We start from the raw sequence: 17,203 nt of genomic DNA, 5'->3' as shown, positions 1-17,203 counted from the left end.
AATCATTCACCGGCTAGCGTTCTCACGAACTCATTAGACGGCAAACGACTTTGGGAGCCGCAATGATACTGGTCACCGGCGCCACCGGAAACATCGGCCGCGCCCTCGCCCGCGAACTCGACGCCAGGGACGAGAAGTCACGACTCCTCGTCCGCGACCCCGCCCGCGCGCGAGCCGCCGGACTGCCCCCGTCCGACCGCGCCGAACTCGCCGTAGGAGACTTCGGAAACCCCGACACCCTCACCCCCGCCCTCACCGGCGTGGACAAGCTGTTCCTGCTCACCCAGGGCATCGGCACCGAGCACACCACCGCGGCGGTGGCCGCCGCCCGCGCGGCCGGAGTGCGGCACATCGTGCACCTGTCCTCCGCCCACGTCCTGCTCGACCCGGTCCCCGCCATGGGCCGCTGGCACCACGAGCGCGAGCGGATCATCCGCGCCGCCGGCATCCCCGCCACCTTCCTCCGCCCCGGCGGCTTCATGACCAACGCCCTCGACTGGCTGCCCACCATCCACGCCGGCGACTACGTCCTCGACCCGGTCGGCCCCGGCCGCTACGCGCCGATCGACCCCGCCGACATCGCCGCGGTCGCCGCCGACGTCCTGACCGGCCACGCGGAGGAGGACGAGGAGTACGTCCTCACCGGCGACGAGACCTTCACCGTCGCCGAGCAGGTCCGGATCATCTCCGCGGCCATCGGCCGCACCATCGAGGTCAGAGCCACCACCACACCGGACGAGATCGTACGGTTCCGCTTCCCCCACGGTGCTCCCCCGGCGCTCGCCGCCGCCGTCACCGAGGGCTTCGCGCTCATGCGCGCCGACACCGTCGGACTGCGGACGGACACCGTACGGCGCCTGCTCGGCCGCAGGCCCCGGACGTTCGCGGACTGGTGCGCACGTCACGCCGACGCGTTCCGCCGACCGGCCGGCGCCTGAGATCTTGGCCACCGCATAAAGTCACCGTCCGTGGACAGACACCTCCCCTTCGACGATCTCCCCAACTTCCGTGACCTGGGCGGCTACCCGACCCCCGACGGCCGCCGCGTCCGCCCCGGACTCCTCTACCGCGCCGACTCCCTGGGCAAGTTGAGCGAGAACACCGACGACTGGACCCGCTTCCTCGGCCTCGGTATCGCCACGGTGATCGACCTCCGCTACCCCTGGGAGATCGAGCGCGGAGGCCGTGTCCCGGAGCACGAGTCGTTCACATACCACAACCTGAGCATCGAGCATCGCCCTTACGACCAGACGGTGTTGACCCCCGACACCGCCCCGGGACCGTACCTGGCGGAGCGGTACGCGGAGGTCGCCGAGGACGGCACGGAGGAGATCGCACGGGCCCTGGAACTGATCGCGGAGGCAGCCGAGCGGAACACCCCCCTCGTCTTCCACTGCGCGTCCGGCAAGGACCGCACCGGCCTGCTCGCGGCACTGGTCCTCGGCCTGCTCGGCGTCCCCGAGGAAACGATCGTCGAGGACTTCACCCTCACCGAACTCGCCACCCCCGCCCTCCTGTCGGCCTGGCGGACCCGCAACGGCGGCCGCACCCCGGCCTGGCCGTCCTGGGGCCACGCCCCGGCAGCGGTCATGCACCTGTTCCTCGCCGGACTGACCAGTCGCTACGGCTCGGTCGCGGGCTATGTCACCAAGGCCCTGTCCCTGGACGCCACGGCCCTCTCAACCACCCTGCGCGACAAGCTGCTTGAACAACAGCCCACCGCCTGGCCGGAGTTGACGTACCGCAAAGCCACCGAGGCGGACGCCGTCGCACTCGTCCGCCTCCGGGACAGCGCGGCCCTGTGGCAACTCGCCCGGGGCATCGACCAGTGGAAGCCGGGCGAGAAGGACGAGGCCCACTTCCTGCGGCGCGTGCGCGAGGGCGAGGTGTGGCTGGCGTACGCCGACGAGACCCTGGCCGGCGCCTGCGAACTCTGGTGGCACGACCCCGCCGCCTGGGGCCCGCGCCCGCCCGACGCGGGCTACGTCCACCGCCTGATGACGACCCCGCACACCGCACCGCCGGGCACGGGACGCCGACTGCTCGCGCAGGCGGAGTCCCGCATCACCGCGACCGGCCGCCCGTACGCCCGCCTCGACTGCCTCTCCGCCAACCCCCGCCTGCGCGCCTACTACGAGTCCGCGGGCTACACCGTCGTAGGCGAACAGCGGGCGAAGGACGGCGGGTCGGGGAGCCCGTACGCGGTGACGCTCATGGAGAAGCGCCTCGGCGACTGAACCGGACCAACTGGCCCGGCCGCGGGCCTACTTGCGCTGCCGGAACATCCACTCCCGGACACCTTCGATGGTGTACGCGATCGGCCAGGTGGAGTTGTGCTCGACGCCGTGCGCGTTGGCAAGCCCTCCGGCCAGGGTCGAACCCTTCTTGAACGTCGAGTAGTTGACCGTGGTGCCCTTGGCCGCCATGGCCTTGACGTCCGCGGCGAACTCCGCCGCCGTGGACTGCCCGTCCCAGACCGCGCGACTCACCTTCGTCCCGGCCTTCTCGACGACGGCCATGATGGCGTTCTCCCCGGGATAGGCCTTCGTGTCGCCCTGCGAGACGGTGACCCAGAGGTTCTTCTTCGCCAGCGGCGCGGCCTGCGCGGCCGGCCACTGCCCGGCGACGACCCACGAAGCGGCGAAGAGGTCCGGGTACTTGATGTTCAGACCGAGGGTCATCATCGCCCCCATCGACTGACCGGTGGAGTACAGCCGTTCGGTGTCGACGCTGTACTTGCCCGCCAACTCCCGGACCAGGTCGGCCGTGGTGTCGAAGAGCGACGTCGGCTTGTAGTCGTCGCCCACGACCACCTCCGGATACTGCGGCGCCAGCACGAACGCCGGCCGCTCCGCCTGCTCCTCCGGAGCGGCCCAGCACACCGCGCCAAGACCCTGCACCAGCGTCGCCCGCACGGTCGTACTGATCAGGCTCGCGTCATGCATGAAGAGGACCAGCGGATAGGACTTGGCGCGGTCGTAGCCCTTCGGGACGTAGAGGTTGTACGGCAGCGACCTGCCGGTCTTCGGGTCCTTGTACGTGAACTGCTGGAAGTCGTCGACGATCAGGTTCACGGTGCGGCCGGTGGCGACCTTGGTGTCAGCGGCGGCGGCGTAGCGGATGCCGCCGGTCGTCGTGACGGTGTCTGCCTGGACGACGGTGGCCTTCGCCGCCTTGACGGTGGCAGGGCCGCCGGTCGAGCCGACCTGGGGGCCGGGGATGACATACGGGCTGCTCGTGGAGGACGGCGAGGCCGACGGCCGGGTGGTCCCCGCCGCGCCCCCGCCCCCGCCCACGCCGCCCCACAACAAGGCACCGTCGTCGTCCGGGGAGAGTTCCACGATGACGTACGGCCCGTCCTTGCCCTCGTCGGCGAGGGCCGCGCCGGTGTTGGCGTAGACCTTGGTGACGGTCCGCCCCTCGACGGTGAACGACGTCTTCGTGAGCGCGGACGTGTCGATCGCGGTGTCGTACTCGACGGCCACGGCGACGAACTTCTGCCCGTCGCCGTAGACCTGGGTGATGGCGGTGGCGCCTTTCACATGCCCGCCGCCACCGCTACCACCGCTGTCGGAGTCGGAGGCGGAGTCACAGGCCGCGAGGCCCGACACGGCGACCGCCGCGGTGGTCCCCACCCCCACAACCCGCGCTAAGAAAGCGCGCCTTGTCGTCATTTTCCACACCTCAGTTCAGGGACTTGATAATGCGCCCGATACGGGTGGCGGCCTTCTCCGCGGTGCCCTGGATGTAGAAGCCGTCGACCGCCTCGTAGGTGACGTGGTCGAAATTCCATTTGTCGGGCATGTTCTTGGCGCCGCCCTCGAACATCGACATGACGAAAGTGCTGGAGAACGACGAATTCTCGCGGATCGCGGTCGCGGTGGTCGTGGACAACTCCGGTTCCACACCGGCGAAGACACCCTTGCCGACCTGGAAGACCCAGATGGGCACCTGGGCGGAGCCGGTGGGGGTGAAGGTGACGGTCTTCATGGGCGCGCTGGCCTGCGGGCCCGTGACCTGAGTCGTGGTGATGTCGTCGGTGACGAGTCGCACGACGACCTTCTTGCCGCTCTCGTACTTGGTGATCCCCTGGGCGACCCGCACGATCTCGTTGCCGAGCCGTTCGCCCTGCGCGGTCAGCAGCGCGAAGCCGGCGTCGTGCAGATCGACACCGTAGGTCCAGCCCTTGTCCTTGTCGATGGTGTACCGCTTCGAACGGTAGGCCGGGAACTGGTCGCCGCACGCGCCGACCAGCCAGAAGCCGACGGCGCCGGGGTACTGGGTCTCGACGTGCGCGACGGCCGCGCCGGCGAGGTCGGCGGTGATCGGCAGGGTGCCGTCGGCCATGACCGAGTCCTGCATCACGCAGGACTGCACGTTGTAGTTGGTCAGGACGGCGATCGGGTTGCCGTCGAGGTCGTTGAAGCGGGCGACGTACACGCCCTTGTCGGACGGGAGTTGCTCGTTGACGCCGAGCCAGTAGCCGTCGGCGGTGGAGACGTTGCGGTTGACGTTGACGTCGGAACGGCCGGTGCCGTAGCCGACCTCGGCGTCCTGAAGGTTCTTGACGGCGTCGGCGACGGCGGACTTGGTCGCGGCGACGATGTTCTGGACATAGGCCGCCGCCCCCGCCGAGGACGAACTCGCCTGGACGTGCGGCGCGGAGAAGCAGTGCGTGACGGTGACCATGATGTTCGCGGCGGTGACACCGCTCGCCGCGGTGATGGCGGTCCGCATCAGCGCGATCGCCTCCGCGCTGATCGAGGTCAGGTCCAGCACGGCCAGCGCGATCCGGCGGGAGCCGGACTCCACCAGCAGGACACGGACGTTGAGGTCGTCGTGCACGGCGGTGAAGTTGTCCAGCGGCAAGAGCGAGGCCGCGGGCGTGAACGCGGCCTTGCCGGCGCCGACCTTGAGCCCGGCCGCCGCCTTCGTACTGGTGGCAGCCTGGGCCGAGGTGGCACCGCCGACCACGCTCGCCGCGAGCGCGGTCGCCGCACCGGCGGCCACGACGGTGCGCCGGCTCAACTCGCTCTGATTCTGGTACCGCTCAGACATGTGCTGTCCTCCGAGACGCTGCGGGTGGGTTTGGCGAAACACCCAGGCAGCATCACAGCGAAATTCGAGGCCAGCAATAAGGAACGGGCGCAACCATTGATTTCACGAATAGCGCCCCTATTGAAATGAGCCACCCACAGGAAATCACAGCAACGGAACGCGAATTCACAGCACTCTCAGAGCGACGGCGGCGTACTACCCCTCTCAAATCACCGCCCCACCGAACCGTCCACCTGCTCCCGCAGAATATCGACATGCCCCGCATGCCGGGCGGTCTCCTCGATCATGTGCACAAGAATCCACCGCAACGACCGAACGGCATCGGCCCCACCGGCGGCCCGAGCGGCGGGAAGACTCAGGTCGTCGCACCGCGCGATGACGTCATTGGCCCGCGCGACAGCGTCCCGGTACGAGGCGACGAGCCCCTCCCCGGTCTCCTCGTCCCCGACATCCATCCCGAAGTCCGGATGCGGAACATCAGCACCGGCGAACGCCCACGCGAACCAGTACGCCTCGGCCGCGGCCAGATGCTTGACGAGCCCGAAGATGCTGGTCCCGGAGGGAACACCGGGCGCCCTGCCCTGCTCCTCACCAACACCCTCCGCCTTCGCCACGACGGCTTCCCGCACGTAGTCCAGGAAGGCGACCAGGGTCGCCTTTTCGCCGGCGTCGACGGCGGGCGGCCGTACGTCTCCACGAACCCGAACCTCAGCCACCCGCCCCACTCCCTCGCTCAACCCTTCACACAGACAACCTGCTTCAGCTTCGCCACGACCTCCACCAGGTCCCGCTGCTGATCGATGACCTGCTCGATCGGCTTGTACGCGCCCGGGATCTCGTCCACGACGCCGGAGTCCTTACGGCACTCCACACCCCGTGTCTGCTCCTCCAGGTCCTTCGTCGAGAAGCGACGCTTGGCCGCGTTACGGCTCATGCGCCGACCGGCGCCGTGCGACGCGGAGTTGAAGGACTTCTCGTTGCCGAGGCCCTTCACGATGTACGAACCAGTGCCCATCGAGCCCGGGATGATCCCGTACTCGCCGGAGCCGGCGCGGATCGCTCCCTTACGGGTGACCAGCAGGTCCATTCCCTCGTACCGCTCCTCGCTCACGTAGTTGTGGTGGCAGGAGATCTCCGGCTCGAAGGTCGGCTTCGCCTTCTTGAACTCCTTGCGGATCACGTCCTTCAGGAGCGCCATCATGATCGTGCGGTTGTACTTCGCGTACTCCTGCGCCCAGAACAGGTCGTTGCGGTACGCCGCCATCTGCGGGGTGTCCGCGATGAAGACGGCGAGGTCACGGTCGACCAGGCCCTGGTTGTGCGGGAGCTTCTGGGCCGCGCCGATGTGGTGCTCGGCCAGTTCCTTGCCGATGTTCCGGGATCCGGAGTGGAGCATGAGCCATATCGAACCATCCGAATCTACGCATACCTCGCAGAAGTGATTTCCTCCGCCAAGTGTGCCCATCTGCTTGGCAGCCCGCTCCTCCCGGAACTTCACCGCATCCGCAACCCCCTCGAACCGCCCCCAGAACTCGTCCCACCCCGCAGTAGCGAACCCATGCATCCGCCCCGGATCGACCGGACCGTCATGCATCCCCCGCCCCACCGGAATCGCCTGCTCGATCTTCGAGCGCAGGCGGGACAGGTCGCCGGGGAGGTCGTTGGCCGTGAGGGAGGTCTTGACCGCGGACATTCCGCAGCCGATGTCGACGCCCACCGCCGCGGGGCAGACCGCACCCTGCATCGCGATGACCGAGCCGACGGTCGCGCCCTTGCCGTAGTGCACGTCGGGCATGACGGCGAGGCCCTTGATCCAGGGGAGGGTGGCCACGTTGCGGAGTTGCTGGAGCGCGCCCTCCTCGACCGACGTCGGGTCGGTCCACATGCGGATGGGGACCTTCGCCCCCGGTATCTCCACGTACGACATTTCGTCCTCATTCCCCCGAAAGAAAGCAGAAGTCTAAAATCGCAAAACCTGCGCCAAGGTCAACGAAAGGGACAGCGGACCGGCGTTCACGGCTGTGCGTGCGATACACATTGTCTCCAGGGGGTCCCCCGGTGCGGCAAGCGATTAACCAGCGGGGACACTGGCAGCACCCTTGATCACCGTCCAGAACCCTTGATCGTCGTCGAGAGGAACCCGACCGTGCAGCGGAAGGCATACGTACCCGGCGCCGCCGCGCTCCTCGTGGCGCTGCTGGCCGGCTGTACGAGCGGTTCGGGCGATGGGGGTACCACGGACGACGCCAACCCCGGCGACGCCGGTACGGCGACCGCGGTGGCGCAGCCGGGCAAGTACCGCACGCTTCCGGAGCCCTGCGGTGCCGTCGGCCAGGGCACGCTGGACTCCCTGCTCCCCGGGATCAAGCAGATCACGGACGCGGACCAGCGCGCGGCCGCCTACGCGGGCGAGGCGACGCTGACGTTCGACACGGACCGCAAGGTGGGCTGCCGTTGGAAGGTGGAGTCCACGGACGCGACCGATCATCTGCTGGTCGATTTCGAGCGGGTGGTGTCGTACGACAACGCGGTGAGCGACGACAGCGAGGCGAAGACGATCTTCGCGACGAAGGAGGTGGCGGCGGATCTTCCGGAGCCGGCCGCCAGTACGACCGCTGCGTCGGACTCGGCCACCCCTTCGACCTCCGGCTCTCCCACCGCCTCCACCTCCACCTCCGCGTCCTCTTCCTCTTCCGCGTCCTCCTCGGATTCGGCCTCGTCCTCGTCCTCGGGCTCCGCGTCCCCCTCCGGCTCCACCACCCCGACCGCTCTCCAGCCCCGTACGCTCTCCGATCTCGGTGACGAGGCGTTCCTCGACGACGCGTTGAACAGCTCCGGTTCGACGGCCAAGCAGCGGACGGTGACTGTGGTGTTTCGCACGTCCAACGTCATTGTGACCATCGAGTACGAGGAGCAGCCGGCGACGGTCGGGGTGGTCCCGGACAGCCAGAAGATGCAGGACAGGGCGCGGAAACTGGCCTCGCAACTGGCTGACTCGCTCAACGGTTAGCGGCTCGGACGGCCGCTTCCGAGCCCCCGCTCAAAGCCTGTGAACGGAGACCGCACAGCTGGCTCACCGCGTACCGTGGCCCCTCGGACCCGATCCGACGGCAGGAACCACGAGCGTCATGAGTGAAGGAACCATGCATCAACCAGCACAGCGTGACCGGCAGGACCACCAGCGAGCGAAGCGTCTTCACCGCGTCCTTGTCTGCGCGGCGGCGGTCCCGGTGATGCTGATCGCGGCCGGCTGCTCCTCGGACTCCGGTTCGGGGGACGACGCGGGCAAGGACACGAGCGGTCTCGGCGCGACGACCTCCGCCGACGCGACGGCCGCTCCGACGGTGCAGGCGGCGGCGTACAAGAAGTTGCCGGAGCCGTGTGCGGTGCTGTCGAAGAAGACGTTGACCGATCTGGTCCCGGAGGGGGCCAAGTCGGGCAAGGAGGGTACGTCGAGCGACACGGCGTCGCGGGGCAGTTGCTCGTGGACGAGCCTGGACAACAACGGGGTCAAGGGTTCGCAGTTCCGCTGGCTGAATGTGTCGTTGCTGCGGTTCGACTCCTCGCAGACGCAGGGTGAGGGCGACCAGCTGGCCGCGTCGTACTTCACGAAGCAGGTGCAGGAGGCGCAGTCGGTCACCGGCGCGAAGAACGTCAAGTCGGAGCCGGTCGCGGGTGCGGGCGCGCAGGCGACGGCGGTGCGCTACGGCCTGAAGAAGAAGGAAGGCGCCTTCAAGCAGCAGACGGTGGTGGCGCGGGTCGAGAACGTGGTCGTCACGATCGACTACAACGGCGCGGGTCTGGCGGGCGACAAGACGCCGGACGCGGACGCGTTGACGAAGGCGGCGGAGAAGGCCGTGAAGGAGGTCGTGGCGGCGGTCACGTCGGCCAACGGCAGCGGCAGCGGGAGCGGCAGCAGCACCGGCTCGCCCTCCGCGGCCCCCTCCAAGTCCGCGTCCCCCTCCGCCTCGCCGTCCAAGTCCGCGGCCAAGGCCTCTCCTTCGGCCTCTTCCGGCAAGAAGAGCTGACGGTCACATCCACACTGTTTTTCGGCCTCAACTCGCAGGTCAGCCAAGCCTTTTGACGGAGTCCGGCCCCTCCTGGGTGCCGGGCTCCTGGCGGACCGGCGCCCGGGACGCCGCACACATGTGCCACCCTGTTCCGCGCAAGGCCATGCAAGGGGAGGGGAGTACGGGTGTCCGCGCCCATTCAGCTCACACGTATGCACCGGGTGCTCATCGGCGTGGTCGTCTCCGGTGCGATGGTCATCGCCGGTATCGGCTTCGCCGGTTCGTACGCCGCCGTACGCGAACTCGCCCTGAAGAAGGGCTTCGGCAACTTCGCCTACGTGTTCCCGGTCGGTATCGACGCGGGTATCTGCGTCCTGCTCGCCCTGGACCTGCTCCTGACCTGGATCAGGATTCCCTTCCCGCTGCTGCGCCAGACGGCGTGGCTGCTGACGGTCGCGACGATCGCGTTCAACGGCGCCGCGGCCTGGCCCGACCCGCTCGGTGTCGGTATGCACGCGGTGATCCCGATCCTGTTCGTGGTCTCCGTGGAGGCGGCCCGGCACGCGATCGGCCGGATCGCCGACATCACGGCCGACAAGCACATGGAGGGCGTCCGCCTCACCCGCTGGCTGCTCTCCCCGCTCCCGACGTTCCTCCTCTGGCGCCGGATGAAGCTGTGGGAGCTGCGTTCCTACGAGCAGGTCATCAAGCTGGAGCAGGATCGTCTCGTCTATCAGGCGCGCCTGCACTCCCGCTTCGGCCGCGCGTGGCGCCGCAAGGCCCCGGTGGAGTCCTTGATGCCGCTGCGGCTGGCACGCTACGGCGTCCCCCTCGCGGAGACGGCTCCGTCGGGTCTGGCGGCGGCGGGCATCGAGCCCGTACTGCTGCCCCCCGCCCCGCAGTTGGAGCCGGCGCGTCAGCCGGAGCCGCAGCAGGCGCCGGCCGCCGTGCAGAACAACCCGGCGCCGGTCCGGGAGCAGCTGCCCGCCCCGACGGCGGACGAACAACGGCAGCAGCAGGAGCAGGAGTACGCCGAGCTGCAGAGTCAGTGGCTCCAGGCGCGCGACCCCCAGGCGGTGGCGTACCAGGGCGGCTACGACCCGACGTACGAACCGGAGCCCGTGTACTCCGGGTGGTACGAGGACGAGCCGCAGGCGGAGCAGTTCCAGCAGTACGAGGAGGAGCAGCAGCAGTTCGCGCAGCAACGGCGGTTCGAGCAGCAGCAGTTCCAGGAACAACAGCAGTTCCCGCAACAGCGGCAGCGGTACGAGGAGCAGCAGCCGGAGCCCGAGCCCTCGCCCGAGGACACCGGCACGTTCCCGATCCCGGCCGGGCCGGGCCGTACCCGTGAGCTGGGTGAGGGCGGCGGTACGGAGCTGTCCGAGGAGGACTACTACCTGGTCTTCAAGAAGTCGATAGACGGCAGCTATCCGACCTCGGGCCAGTTCCGGGGTGACGTGGAGGCCACGTACGGCGTCACGCTCCCGCAGCGCGAGGCGGACCGGATGGTCAACCGTTTCACGAACCGTCACACGGCGGAGCTCCAGGAAGACCACATCGCCTGAAACGAGTGAGGGGCCCTCGGTTGAGGGCCCCTCACTCGTTTCGGTCGCTCTAGCTCTACTCCCCGAGCAGGGCCCGCACCCGCTCCTGTCCCACCGCGAGCAGCAGTGTGGGCAGGCGGGGGCCGGTGTCGCGGCTGACGAGCAGGTGGTAGAGGAGGGCGAAGAAGGTCCGCTGGGCGGTCTTGATCTCCGGCGGGAGTTCCTTCGCGGTCGCGTCGGCGGAGAAGCCGGCCTGGACCTTGGGGACGCCGTAGACGAGGTGGCTCAGGCCGTCCAGGGACCAGTGGTCGGCGAGTCCGTCGGTGAGCAGGCGCAGGGACTGCCGGGCGGGCTCGTCGAGGGACTTGAGGAGGTCGATGTCGGGTTCGTCGCGCACGATGGTCCGCTGGTCGGCGGGGACGTGCGTGTTGATCCAGGCCTCGGCCTTGTCGAGCCGGGGGCGGACCTCGTCGAGGGTGGACAGGGGGTTGGCGGGGTCGAGTTCGCCGAGGATGCGCAGCGTCTGGTCCTCGGCCCCGGCGGTGATGTCGGCGACGGACGCGAGGGTCCGGTACGGCAACGGGCGGGATGTGTGCGGGAGTTCACCGGCGGCGGTGCGTACGGCACGGGAGTGCGCGGCGACGTCAGCGGGCAGCGCGGAACCGTCCGCGACCTTGCCGTCGAGCTTGTCCCACTCGTCGTAGAGGCGCTGGATCTCCTGGTCGAAGGCGATCTTGAAGGACTGGTTGGGGCGGCGGCGGGCGTAGAGCCAGCGCAGGAGCTGCGGTTCCATGATCTGGAGCGCGTCGGCCGGGGTGGGGACCCCGCCCTTGCTGCTGGACATCTTGGCCATGCCGCTGATGCCGACGAAGGCGTACATCGGGCCGATGGGCCGCTCGCCGCCGAAGATCCCGACGATCTGCCCGCCGACCTGGAAGGAGGACCCGGGGGACGAGTGGTCGACACCGCTCGGCTCGAAGATGACCCCCTCGTAGGCCCAGCGCATCGGCCAGTCGACCTTCCACACCAGCTTGCCGCGGTTGAACTCGCTGAGCAGGACGGTCTCGGTGAAGCCGTCCTCGGTGCAGACGTACGTCAGCTCGGTGGTGTCGTCGTCGTAGGCCGTGACGGTGGTGAGGTCCTTGCCGCAGGCGCCGCAGAAGGGCTTGTACGGGAAGTACCCGGCGGACCCGGAGCTGCCGTCGTCCTCCTCGGCGGCCCCCGACCCCTCCTCGGCCTCCAGTTCGGCGGCGTCGACGGCCTTCTGCTGCTGCTTCTTGGCCGGGGCCTTCTTGGTGCGGTACTGCTCCAGGATCGCGTCGATGTCACCGCGGTGCTTCATGGCGTGCAGGATCTGCTCGCGGTACACGCCGGAGGTGTACTGCGCGGTCTGGCTGATCCCGTCGAACTCCACGCCCAGCTCGGCGAGGGAGGCGACCATGGCGGCCTTGAAGTGCTCGGCCCAGTTCGGATACGCCGACCCGGCCGGGGCGGGCACGGAGGTCAACGGCTTCCCGATGTGCTCGGCCCAGCTGGCGTCGGTCCCCTCGACCCCGTTCGGCACCTTGCGGTAGCGGTCGTAGTCGTCCCAGGAGATGAGGTGCCGGACCTCGTGACCCCGGCGGCGGATCTCGTCGGCGACGAGGTGCGGGGTCATGACCTCGCGGAGGTTGCCGAGGTGGATGGGGCCCGACGGGGACAGCCCGGACGCGACGACGACCGGTTTGCCCGGGGCCCGACGCTCCGACTCCTCGATGACCTCATCCGCGAAACGGGAGACCCAGTCGGTGGTCTCGGTGCTCTGAGCCACGATCGGCACGTCCTTCTTTCTGGGCACGGGGCAGCCGGTACGGTCGCACGACTGACCCTGCCATTGTCCCAGGCGACCCGACATCCACGAAAACGGCTTTTCCAAGGCCGTGACTCTGAAGCGGGCTCGGGGGGGTTGGCGGTTTTTTGCTGCGGGCCGGTGGGGGCTGGTCGCGCAGTTCCCCGCGCCCCTGAGAGGCGGCTGCGCCGCCGTCCAGGCCTCAGCCCCCGCGCCCTTTGGATGGCGGCGCAGCCGCCTCCTGGGGGCGCGGGGAACTGCGCGACCAGCCCCCACCGGGCCGCACGCGAAAAACTCGCTTTACCCCCCGTGGGATACTGACCGTGTCTACCAAACCCACGAGGAGAACGGCTCCCACCCCATGGCTCCGGTCACGTCGCTCACCGACCTAGTCCACCAGCGCCTCGCGAACGCCCTCTCGGCCACCCTGCCGGAGGCGGACGCGGACCCACTGCTGCGACGGAGTGACCGTGCCGACTTCCAGGCGAACGGCATCCTCGCCCTCGCCAAGAAGGCCAAGGCCAACCCCCGGGAGCTGGCGACGCAGGTCGTCTCGCGGATCACGACCGGTGATGTGATCCAGGACGTCGAGGTCTCCGGCCCCGGCTTCCTGAACATCACGATCACCGACAGGGCGATCACCGAGAACCTGGCCGCGCGCTACGCCGACGCGGCCCGCCTCGGCGTGCCCGTGGCCGAGCACCCGGGCACCACGGTCATCGACTACGCGCAGCCGAACGTGGCGAAGGAGATGCACGTCGGTCACCTCCGTTCCGCGGTGATCGGTGACGCGCTGGTCCAACTCCTGGAGTTCACCGGCGAGTCGGTGGTCCGGCGGCACCACATCGGCGACTGGGGAACGCAGTTCGGGATGCTGATCCAGTATCTGGACGAGCACCCGGGCGAGTTGGACCACGGCGGCGCGCAGGTCACGGGCGAGGAGGCGATGTCGAACCTGGACCGGCTCTACAAGGCGGCGCGCAAACTCTTCGACTCCGACGAGGAGTTCAAGACGCGGGCGCGGCGCCGGGTGGTGGATCTCCAGGCGGGCGAGCCGAAGACGCTGGCCGCGTGGCAGAAGTTCGTGGACGAGTCGAAGATCTACTTCTTCTCCGTCTTCGAGAAGCTGGACATGGAGATCCGGGACGCGGACATCGTCGGCGAGTCGGGTTACAACGACATGCTGGACGAGACGTGCCGGCTCCTTGAGGAGTCGGGGGTCGCGGAGATCTCGGACGGCGCGCTGTGCGTGTTCTTCGACGACATCAAGGGCCCGGACGGCAACCGGACCCCGCTGATCGTCCGCAAGTCCGACGGCGGCTACGGCTACGCGGCGACGGATCTGTCGGCGATCAGGGACCGCGTCTTCAACCTCAAGGCGACGTCACTCCTCTACGTGGTCGACGTCCGCCAGTCCCTGCACTTCAAGATGGTCTTCGAGACCGCGCGGCGGGCCGGCTGGCTCAACGACGACGTGTCGGCGTACCAGTTGGCGTTCGGCACGATCCTCGGCAAGGACGGGAAGCCGTTCAAGACGCGTGAGGGCGTGTCGGTGAAGCTGGAGGACCTCCTCGACGAGGCGGTGCAGCGGGCGACCGCGGTCGTCCGGGAGAAGGCCGAGAAGGTGGGCCTGACGGAGGAGGAGATCGTCGAGAACGGGCGGTACGTCGGGATCGGCGCGGTGAAGTACGCCGACCTGTCGACGTCCGCGGTGCGGGACTACAAGTTCGACCTGGACCAGATGGTGTCGCTGAGCGGTGACACGTCGGTGTACCTGCAGTACGCGTACGCCCGTATCCAGTCGATCCTGCGCAAGGCGGGCGAGGCCCGGCCGGTGGCTCATCCGGAGCTGGAACTGGCCGGTGCGGAGCGGGCGTTGGGTCTGCACCTGGACCAGTTCAGCGAGGTGGTGGCGGACGCGGCGAAGGAGTACGCCCCGCACAAGCTGACGGCGTACCTGTACCAACTGGCGTCCGCGCTCACGACGTTCTACGACCAGTGCCACGTGCTGTCCCCGGACAACGCCCCGGAGGTCGTGGAGAACCGCCTGTTCCTGGTGGATCTCACGGCCCGCACGCTCCACAAGGGCATGGCGCTGCTCGGCATCAGGACACCCGAGCGGCTCTGAGCGGCTCCGGGATCCGCGGACCCGAAAAGCGCGGCCCCACCGGTCATGAAACCGGTGGGGCCGCCTCGTTTCCTAGGGAACGGGAAGGGTCAGCTTGGCGAAGCCGTCGAACTCACCGAAATCCTCGTGGCGATAGACCAGTTCCCCGTCGGAGGTCATGTCGACGCCGCAGAAGTATCGGAAACCCTGAGCCCTCCAGTAGATGTGATCCAGGTTGGTGATTCCGTCCTCGGTCCGGCAGATCAGCCCCGGCTGGTCGGGGGTGAACATGGCCAGCAGATACGGATGACCGCCCAGCGGGTACTGCCTCACCAACGTCGCCAGATCGGCATCGCCCAACTCCGACAGATCTACCGTGTCGTGCTCGATCTCCTCCCAGTCCAGCTTCGTCGGCAGCCAGGGGAGCCCCAGAAGAAAGTCATGGAAAGCCGCGCAGACTTTCGCCGATGCGATCGATGCCCGCCCCGAATCAACCCACTGAGTCAGGTGCTCGCTGTCGATGTAGTTCACGTACGACCTAGATGTGAGGGAATCTGTTGATGATTGCACGGTAGTCACCCTCGGTCAGACCGTTGATGACGACCGCACCCGTCTTCCAGCCGGAACTGCGCTTCGGGCCACTGGTCTTGTCCCAGTAGTTGATATGAACCCCCTTGGGGGATTTGTCATCGAAGTCCATTCGCCAGCCGCGAAGTCCGTCCGGGCTCTGCATTCCCGAGTAGATCTGGTCCTTGAGGGGACCCAGTTCCTGCTTGAACGGGACGGCGTCATCACCCAGTCCGGCCAGCTCCCTGGCCTTGTCACGCGCCTCGTTCAAGGTGTCGACGTGCACGTGCGGCTCTTTGATCAGAGTGCAGTTGTGGACGAGTACCGGCGTCCTGCCTGCCACCACATAGTACGTGTGAAGGTCGGGCCGCTCCTACCTGCAAGTTTGCTGGTCAGCGGGTGATTTGACAGTCGCCGGATGTTCGTGCTCGTGCGCTGGATTCTGCTGGTGTTGCCGTCGCCACTGCCGTCAGCGGTCTACACCGCCTGGGGAATTCCACGAATTCCGAATGCGTGTCAAGCGGCTTTGTCGTGCGGGGTGAGGCTGATGGACAGGTCGGCGCCGAGAGCCTGAGCCAGACGGCGCAGGAGGGGAAGCGTGGGCACGGTCCCACCGCCTTCGAAGCGGGAGATCTGCGGCTGCTTCATCCCGCACCGCTCGGCCAGCTCGGCCTGGGACAGCCCGAGCTCGATGCGCCGGTCGTGGACGAGTTGGCCGAGCTCCCGGGCGAGCGCGTAAGGCGGGTCCTGCATGGTTCCTCCCCGCCTCAGGCCGCTGGGGCGACGATGGTGACGGTGGGCTCGTCTCCGCCGGCGAGGTGTACGTCCACCGTGAGGTCCAGTGCGCGGGCCAGGCGCATGATGACCGCGATGGGCGGCAGCTCGGTGGCCGTCTCGATGCCTTCGATGTCATCAACGTCAACGTGCATACGATCGGCGAGGTCGGCCTCGCTCAGCCCCAGCTGCTTACGCCGGTCGTAGACGGCCTTGCCCAACGTCATGGCCAGGCCGGCCTCTTCGTAGACCCGGTCGTACTCGGGGTCAGCGTCCAGGTGCTCGCCCAGCAACTGACGGTGGCGACGGGTCCTCCATTCACTGTGGTTCATCGGTTCTCCTTGAGGTTGCGGCTGTAGAGGTCGTGCTCGGCGGCGGCTTCATGCTCTGCCTCGCACAATCGCTGTGCGGCATGGGCGCGGTCCACTTCGGCCTGCTCGCGCATCTTGGTCTTGCGGAACACGGTGAGCAGCACGACACGTCGGCCGGGCGCCAGCCAGTAGGTGATCCGCTGATGGGCATCGCCCAGGCGGAAGCGCAGCTCGCGGAGCTTGCCGCCCAGGTGGCGGGAGTGCGGTTCGTCGAGCGTGGTGGGCTGCTCGGCAAGCAGGTCGGCGACGCGTTCGGCCTGCTTGTAGTGATGGGCGGGAATGTTCTCCAGCCACAGCCGCACCTCCGGCTCGATCTCGATCGAGTACCGCCCACTGTCCATAACGCCGATGATATATGGCACGGAGTGCGAGAGCGCGACTTCGTAGTTCAGGTCGTGTGCCGTCGCCGCGACCGCAGCCACTCCAGCGTCGCACACCCCCGTACTCCCCCTCCTCGTCCTGATGCCACGGCGCCGCCCGCAAGCCAGCGGCAACCTGCCGAGGCGGCGCAGGGGGCGGCTTCTTTCGGCAGGATCGGGCCCGAGCGGGAGAGGCAGCGTACGGCCGGGCGGGTGCGTCGCCCAGTCTGGCGGCTCGGGGCCGGGGCTGGAGGGGGCGGCCTCCGACGGGTGGCCGGGAGCTTCGCTCCCCGCCGGAGGCGACGCAGGCCACCGCGCTCGGCGAGTCCGGCGGCGGGCGTGAGGGTCGGCCCCCTGGTCGGCCCTGTGCCTGCGATCCGGCCGTAGGACGGTCGTGGGCGACAACTTGCTGTGCGACGTGAGGTCGCATTTTCGGAAGTGAGGTGATTCTCGTGGAGAGGTTCAGACAAGGGTTTCCTCCGAATTAGTGTCTCGATTTTTGTCCCCGCGCTCACATGCGTCGCTGGAAACGGCGGGGTGTGAAGCTGAGCGTTCAAGCCCAAGGGAGTCTCGGCCATCGAGGGC

General features: G+C 68.3%; 15 protein-coding genes and 1 pseudogene. 6 read left to right on the top strand and 10 right to left on the bottom strand.

Translation table 11 applies throughout. The features are described from left to right. Positions 1 to 62 precede the first annotated feature (62 nt). Positions 63 to 938: an NmrA family NAD(P)-binding protein gene (locus tag ACIBJH_RS22740; protein ID WP_399118671.1), complete on the top strand. Its 876-nt coding sequence runs from the start codon at positions 63 to 65 to the stop codon at positions 936 to 938. A gap of 30 nt (positions 939 to 968) precedes the next feature. Continuing rightward, positions 969 to 2,237, top strand: a complete 1,269-nt coding sequence (locus ACIBJH_RS22735) for a GNAT family N-acetyltransferase (RefSeq protein ID WP_399118670.1) — start codon at positions 969 to 971, stop codon at positions 2,235 to 2,237. Positions 2,238 to 2,264: 27 nt separating this feature from the next. On the opposite strand, the gene ACIBJH_RS22730 is transcribed toward ACIBJH_RS22735, so the two are convergent. From ACIBJH_RS22730 to ACIBJH_RS22715, 4 genes are all read right to left on the bottom strand, one after another. Further along, on the bottom strand, positions 2,265 to 3,635 hold the full coding sequence (locus ACIBJH_RS22730) for a hypothetical protein (RefSeq protein ID WP_399118669.1): 1,371 nt from the start codon (positions 3,633 to 3,635) through the stop codon (positions 2,265 to 2,267). Positions 3,636 to 3,684: 49 nt separating this feature from the next. Next, complete coding sequence (locus ACIBJH_RS22725) at positions 3,685 to 5,058, bottom strand: hypothetical protein (protein ID WP_399118668.1); 1,374 nt, start codon at positions 5,056 to 5,058, stop codon at positions 3,685 to 3,687. 209 nt (positions 5,059 to 5,267) lie between these two features. Further along, the gene (locus ACIBJH_RS22720; protein ID WP_399118667.1) at positions 5,268 to 5,774 is read right to left on the bottom strand and encodes a DinB family protein; all 507 of its coding nucleotides are present in this window, start codon (positions 5,772 to 5,774) and stop codon (positions 5,268 to 5,270) included. A gap of 17 nt (positions 5,775 to 5,791) precedes the next feature. Continuing rightward, complete coding sequence (locus tag ACIBJH_RS22715; RefSeq protein WP_399118666.1) at positions 5,792 to 6,985, bottom strand: RtcB family protein; 1,194 nt, start codon at positions 6,983 to 6,985, stop codon at positions 5,792 to 5,794. Positions 6,986 to 7,204: 219 nt separating this feature from the next. Here ACIBJH_RS22715 and ACIBJH_RS22710 point away from each other — a divergent pair, with 219 nt between their 5' ends. The 3 genes from ACIBJH_RS22710 (at position 7,205) to ACIBJH_RS22700 (ending at position 10,633) form a co-directional block, all read left to right on the top strand. Further along, positions 7,205 to 8,068, top strand: a complete 864-nt coding sequence (locus ACIBJH_RS22710; RefSeq protein WP_399118665.1) for a DUF3558 domain-containing protein — start codon at positions 7,205 to 7,207, stop codon at positions 8,066 to 8,068. A gap of 133 nt (positions 8,069 to 8,201) precedes the next feature. Then, positions 8,202 to 9,086, top strand: a complete 885-nt coding sequence (locus tag ACIBJH_RS22705) for a DUF3558 domain-containing protein (RefSeq protein ID WP_399118664.1) — start codon at positions 8,202 to 8,204, stop codon at positions 9,084 to 9,086. 194 nt (positions 9,087 to 9,280) lie between these two features. Then, positions 9,281 to 10,633: a DUF2637 domain-containing protein gene (locus ACIBJH_RS22700; protein ID WP_399118951.1), complete on the top strand. Its 1,353-nt coding sequence runs from the start codon at positions 9,281 to 9,283 to the stop codon at positions 10,631 to 10,633. 55 nt (positions 10,634 to 10,688) lie between these two features. On the opposite strand, the gene lysS is transcribed toward ACIBJH_RS22700, so the two are convergent. Next, positions 10,689 to 12,431: a lysine--tRNA ligase gene (gene lysS, locus ACIBJH_RS22695; protein WP_399118950.1), complete on the bottom strand. Its 1,743-nt coding sequence runs from the start codon at positions 12,429 to 12,431 to the stop codon at positions 10,689 to 10,691. A 370-nt stretch (positions 12,432 to 12,801) separates the two neighbouring features. On the opposite strand from lysS, the gene argS reads away from it, so the two are divergent. Next, positions 12,802 to 14,568 carry an arginine--tRNA ligase gene (argS, locus tag ACIBJH_RS22690; RefSeq protein ID WP_399118662.1) on the top strand — a complete coding sequence of 589 codons (1,767 nt, stop codon included), beginning with the start codon at positions 12,802 to 12,804 and terminating at the stop codon, positions 14,566 to 14,568. A 72-nt stretch (positions 14,569 to 14,640) separates the two neighbouring features. On the opposite strand, the gene ACIBJH_RS22685 is transcribed toward argS, so the two are convergent. The 5 genes and pseudogenes from ACIBJH_RS22685 to ACIBJH_RS22665 form a co-directional block, all read right to left on the bottom strand. Continuing rightward, complete coding sequence (locus ACIBJH_RS22685) at positions 14,641 to 15,078, bottom strand: hypothetical protein (RefSeq protein WP_399118661.1); 438 nt, start codon at positions 15,076 to 15,078, stop codon at positions 14,641 to 14,643. Positions 15,079 to 15,085: 7 nt separating this feature from the next. Further along, the gene (locus ACIBJH_RS22680; RefSeq protein WP_399118660.1) at positions 15,086 to 15,400 is read right to left on the bottom strand and encodes a hypothetical protein; all 315 of its coding nucleotides are present in this window, start codon (positions 15,398 to 15,400) and stop codon (positions 15,086 to 15,088) included. 230 nt (positions 15,401 to 15,630) lie between these two features. Next, positions 15,631 to 15,846: pseudogene (locus ACIBJH_RS22675) on the bottom strand (helix-turn-helix domain-containing protein); the annotation flags it as partial. A 35-nt stretch (positions 15,847 to 15,881) separates the two neighbouring features. After that, positions 15,882 to 16,220, bottom strand: a complete 339-nt coding sequence (locus ACIBJH_RS22670; RefSeq protein ID WP_399118659.1) for a helix-turn-helix domain-containing protein — start codon at positions 16,218 to 16,220, stop codon at positions 15,882 to 15,884. Beyond that, positions 16,217 to 16,600 carry a type II toxin-antitoxin system RelE/ParE family toxin gene (locus ACIBJH_RS22665; protein WP_019886780.1) on the bottom strand — a complete coding sequence of 128 codons (384 nt, stop codon included), beginning with the start codon at positions 16,598 to 16,600 and terminating at the stop codon, positions 16,217 to 16,219. Before ACIBJH_RS22665 ends, ACIBJH_RS22670 begins: the two co-directional genes overlap by 4 nt. Positions 16,601 to 17,203: the final 603 nt, after the last annotated feature.

This window comes from Streptomyces sp. NPDC050548 (assembly GCF_044457385.1).
GTDB lineage: Bacteria > Actinomycetota > Actinomycetes > Streptomycetales > Streptomycetaceae > Streptomyces.
The sequence above is the reverse complement of the archived record's forward strand: the minus strand, read 5'-3'. Positions and strand labels throughout refer to the sequence as shown.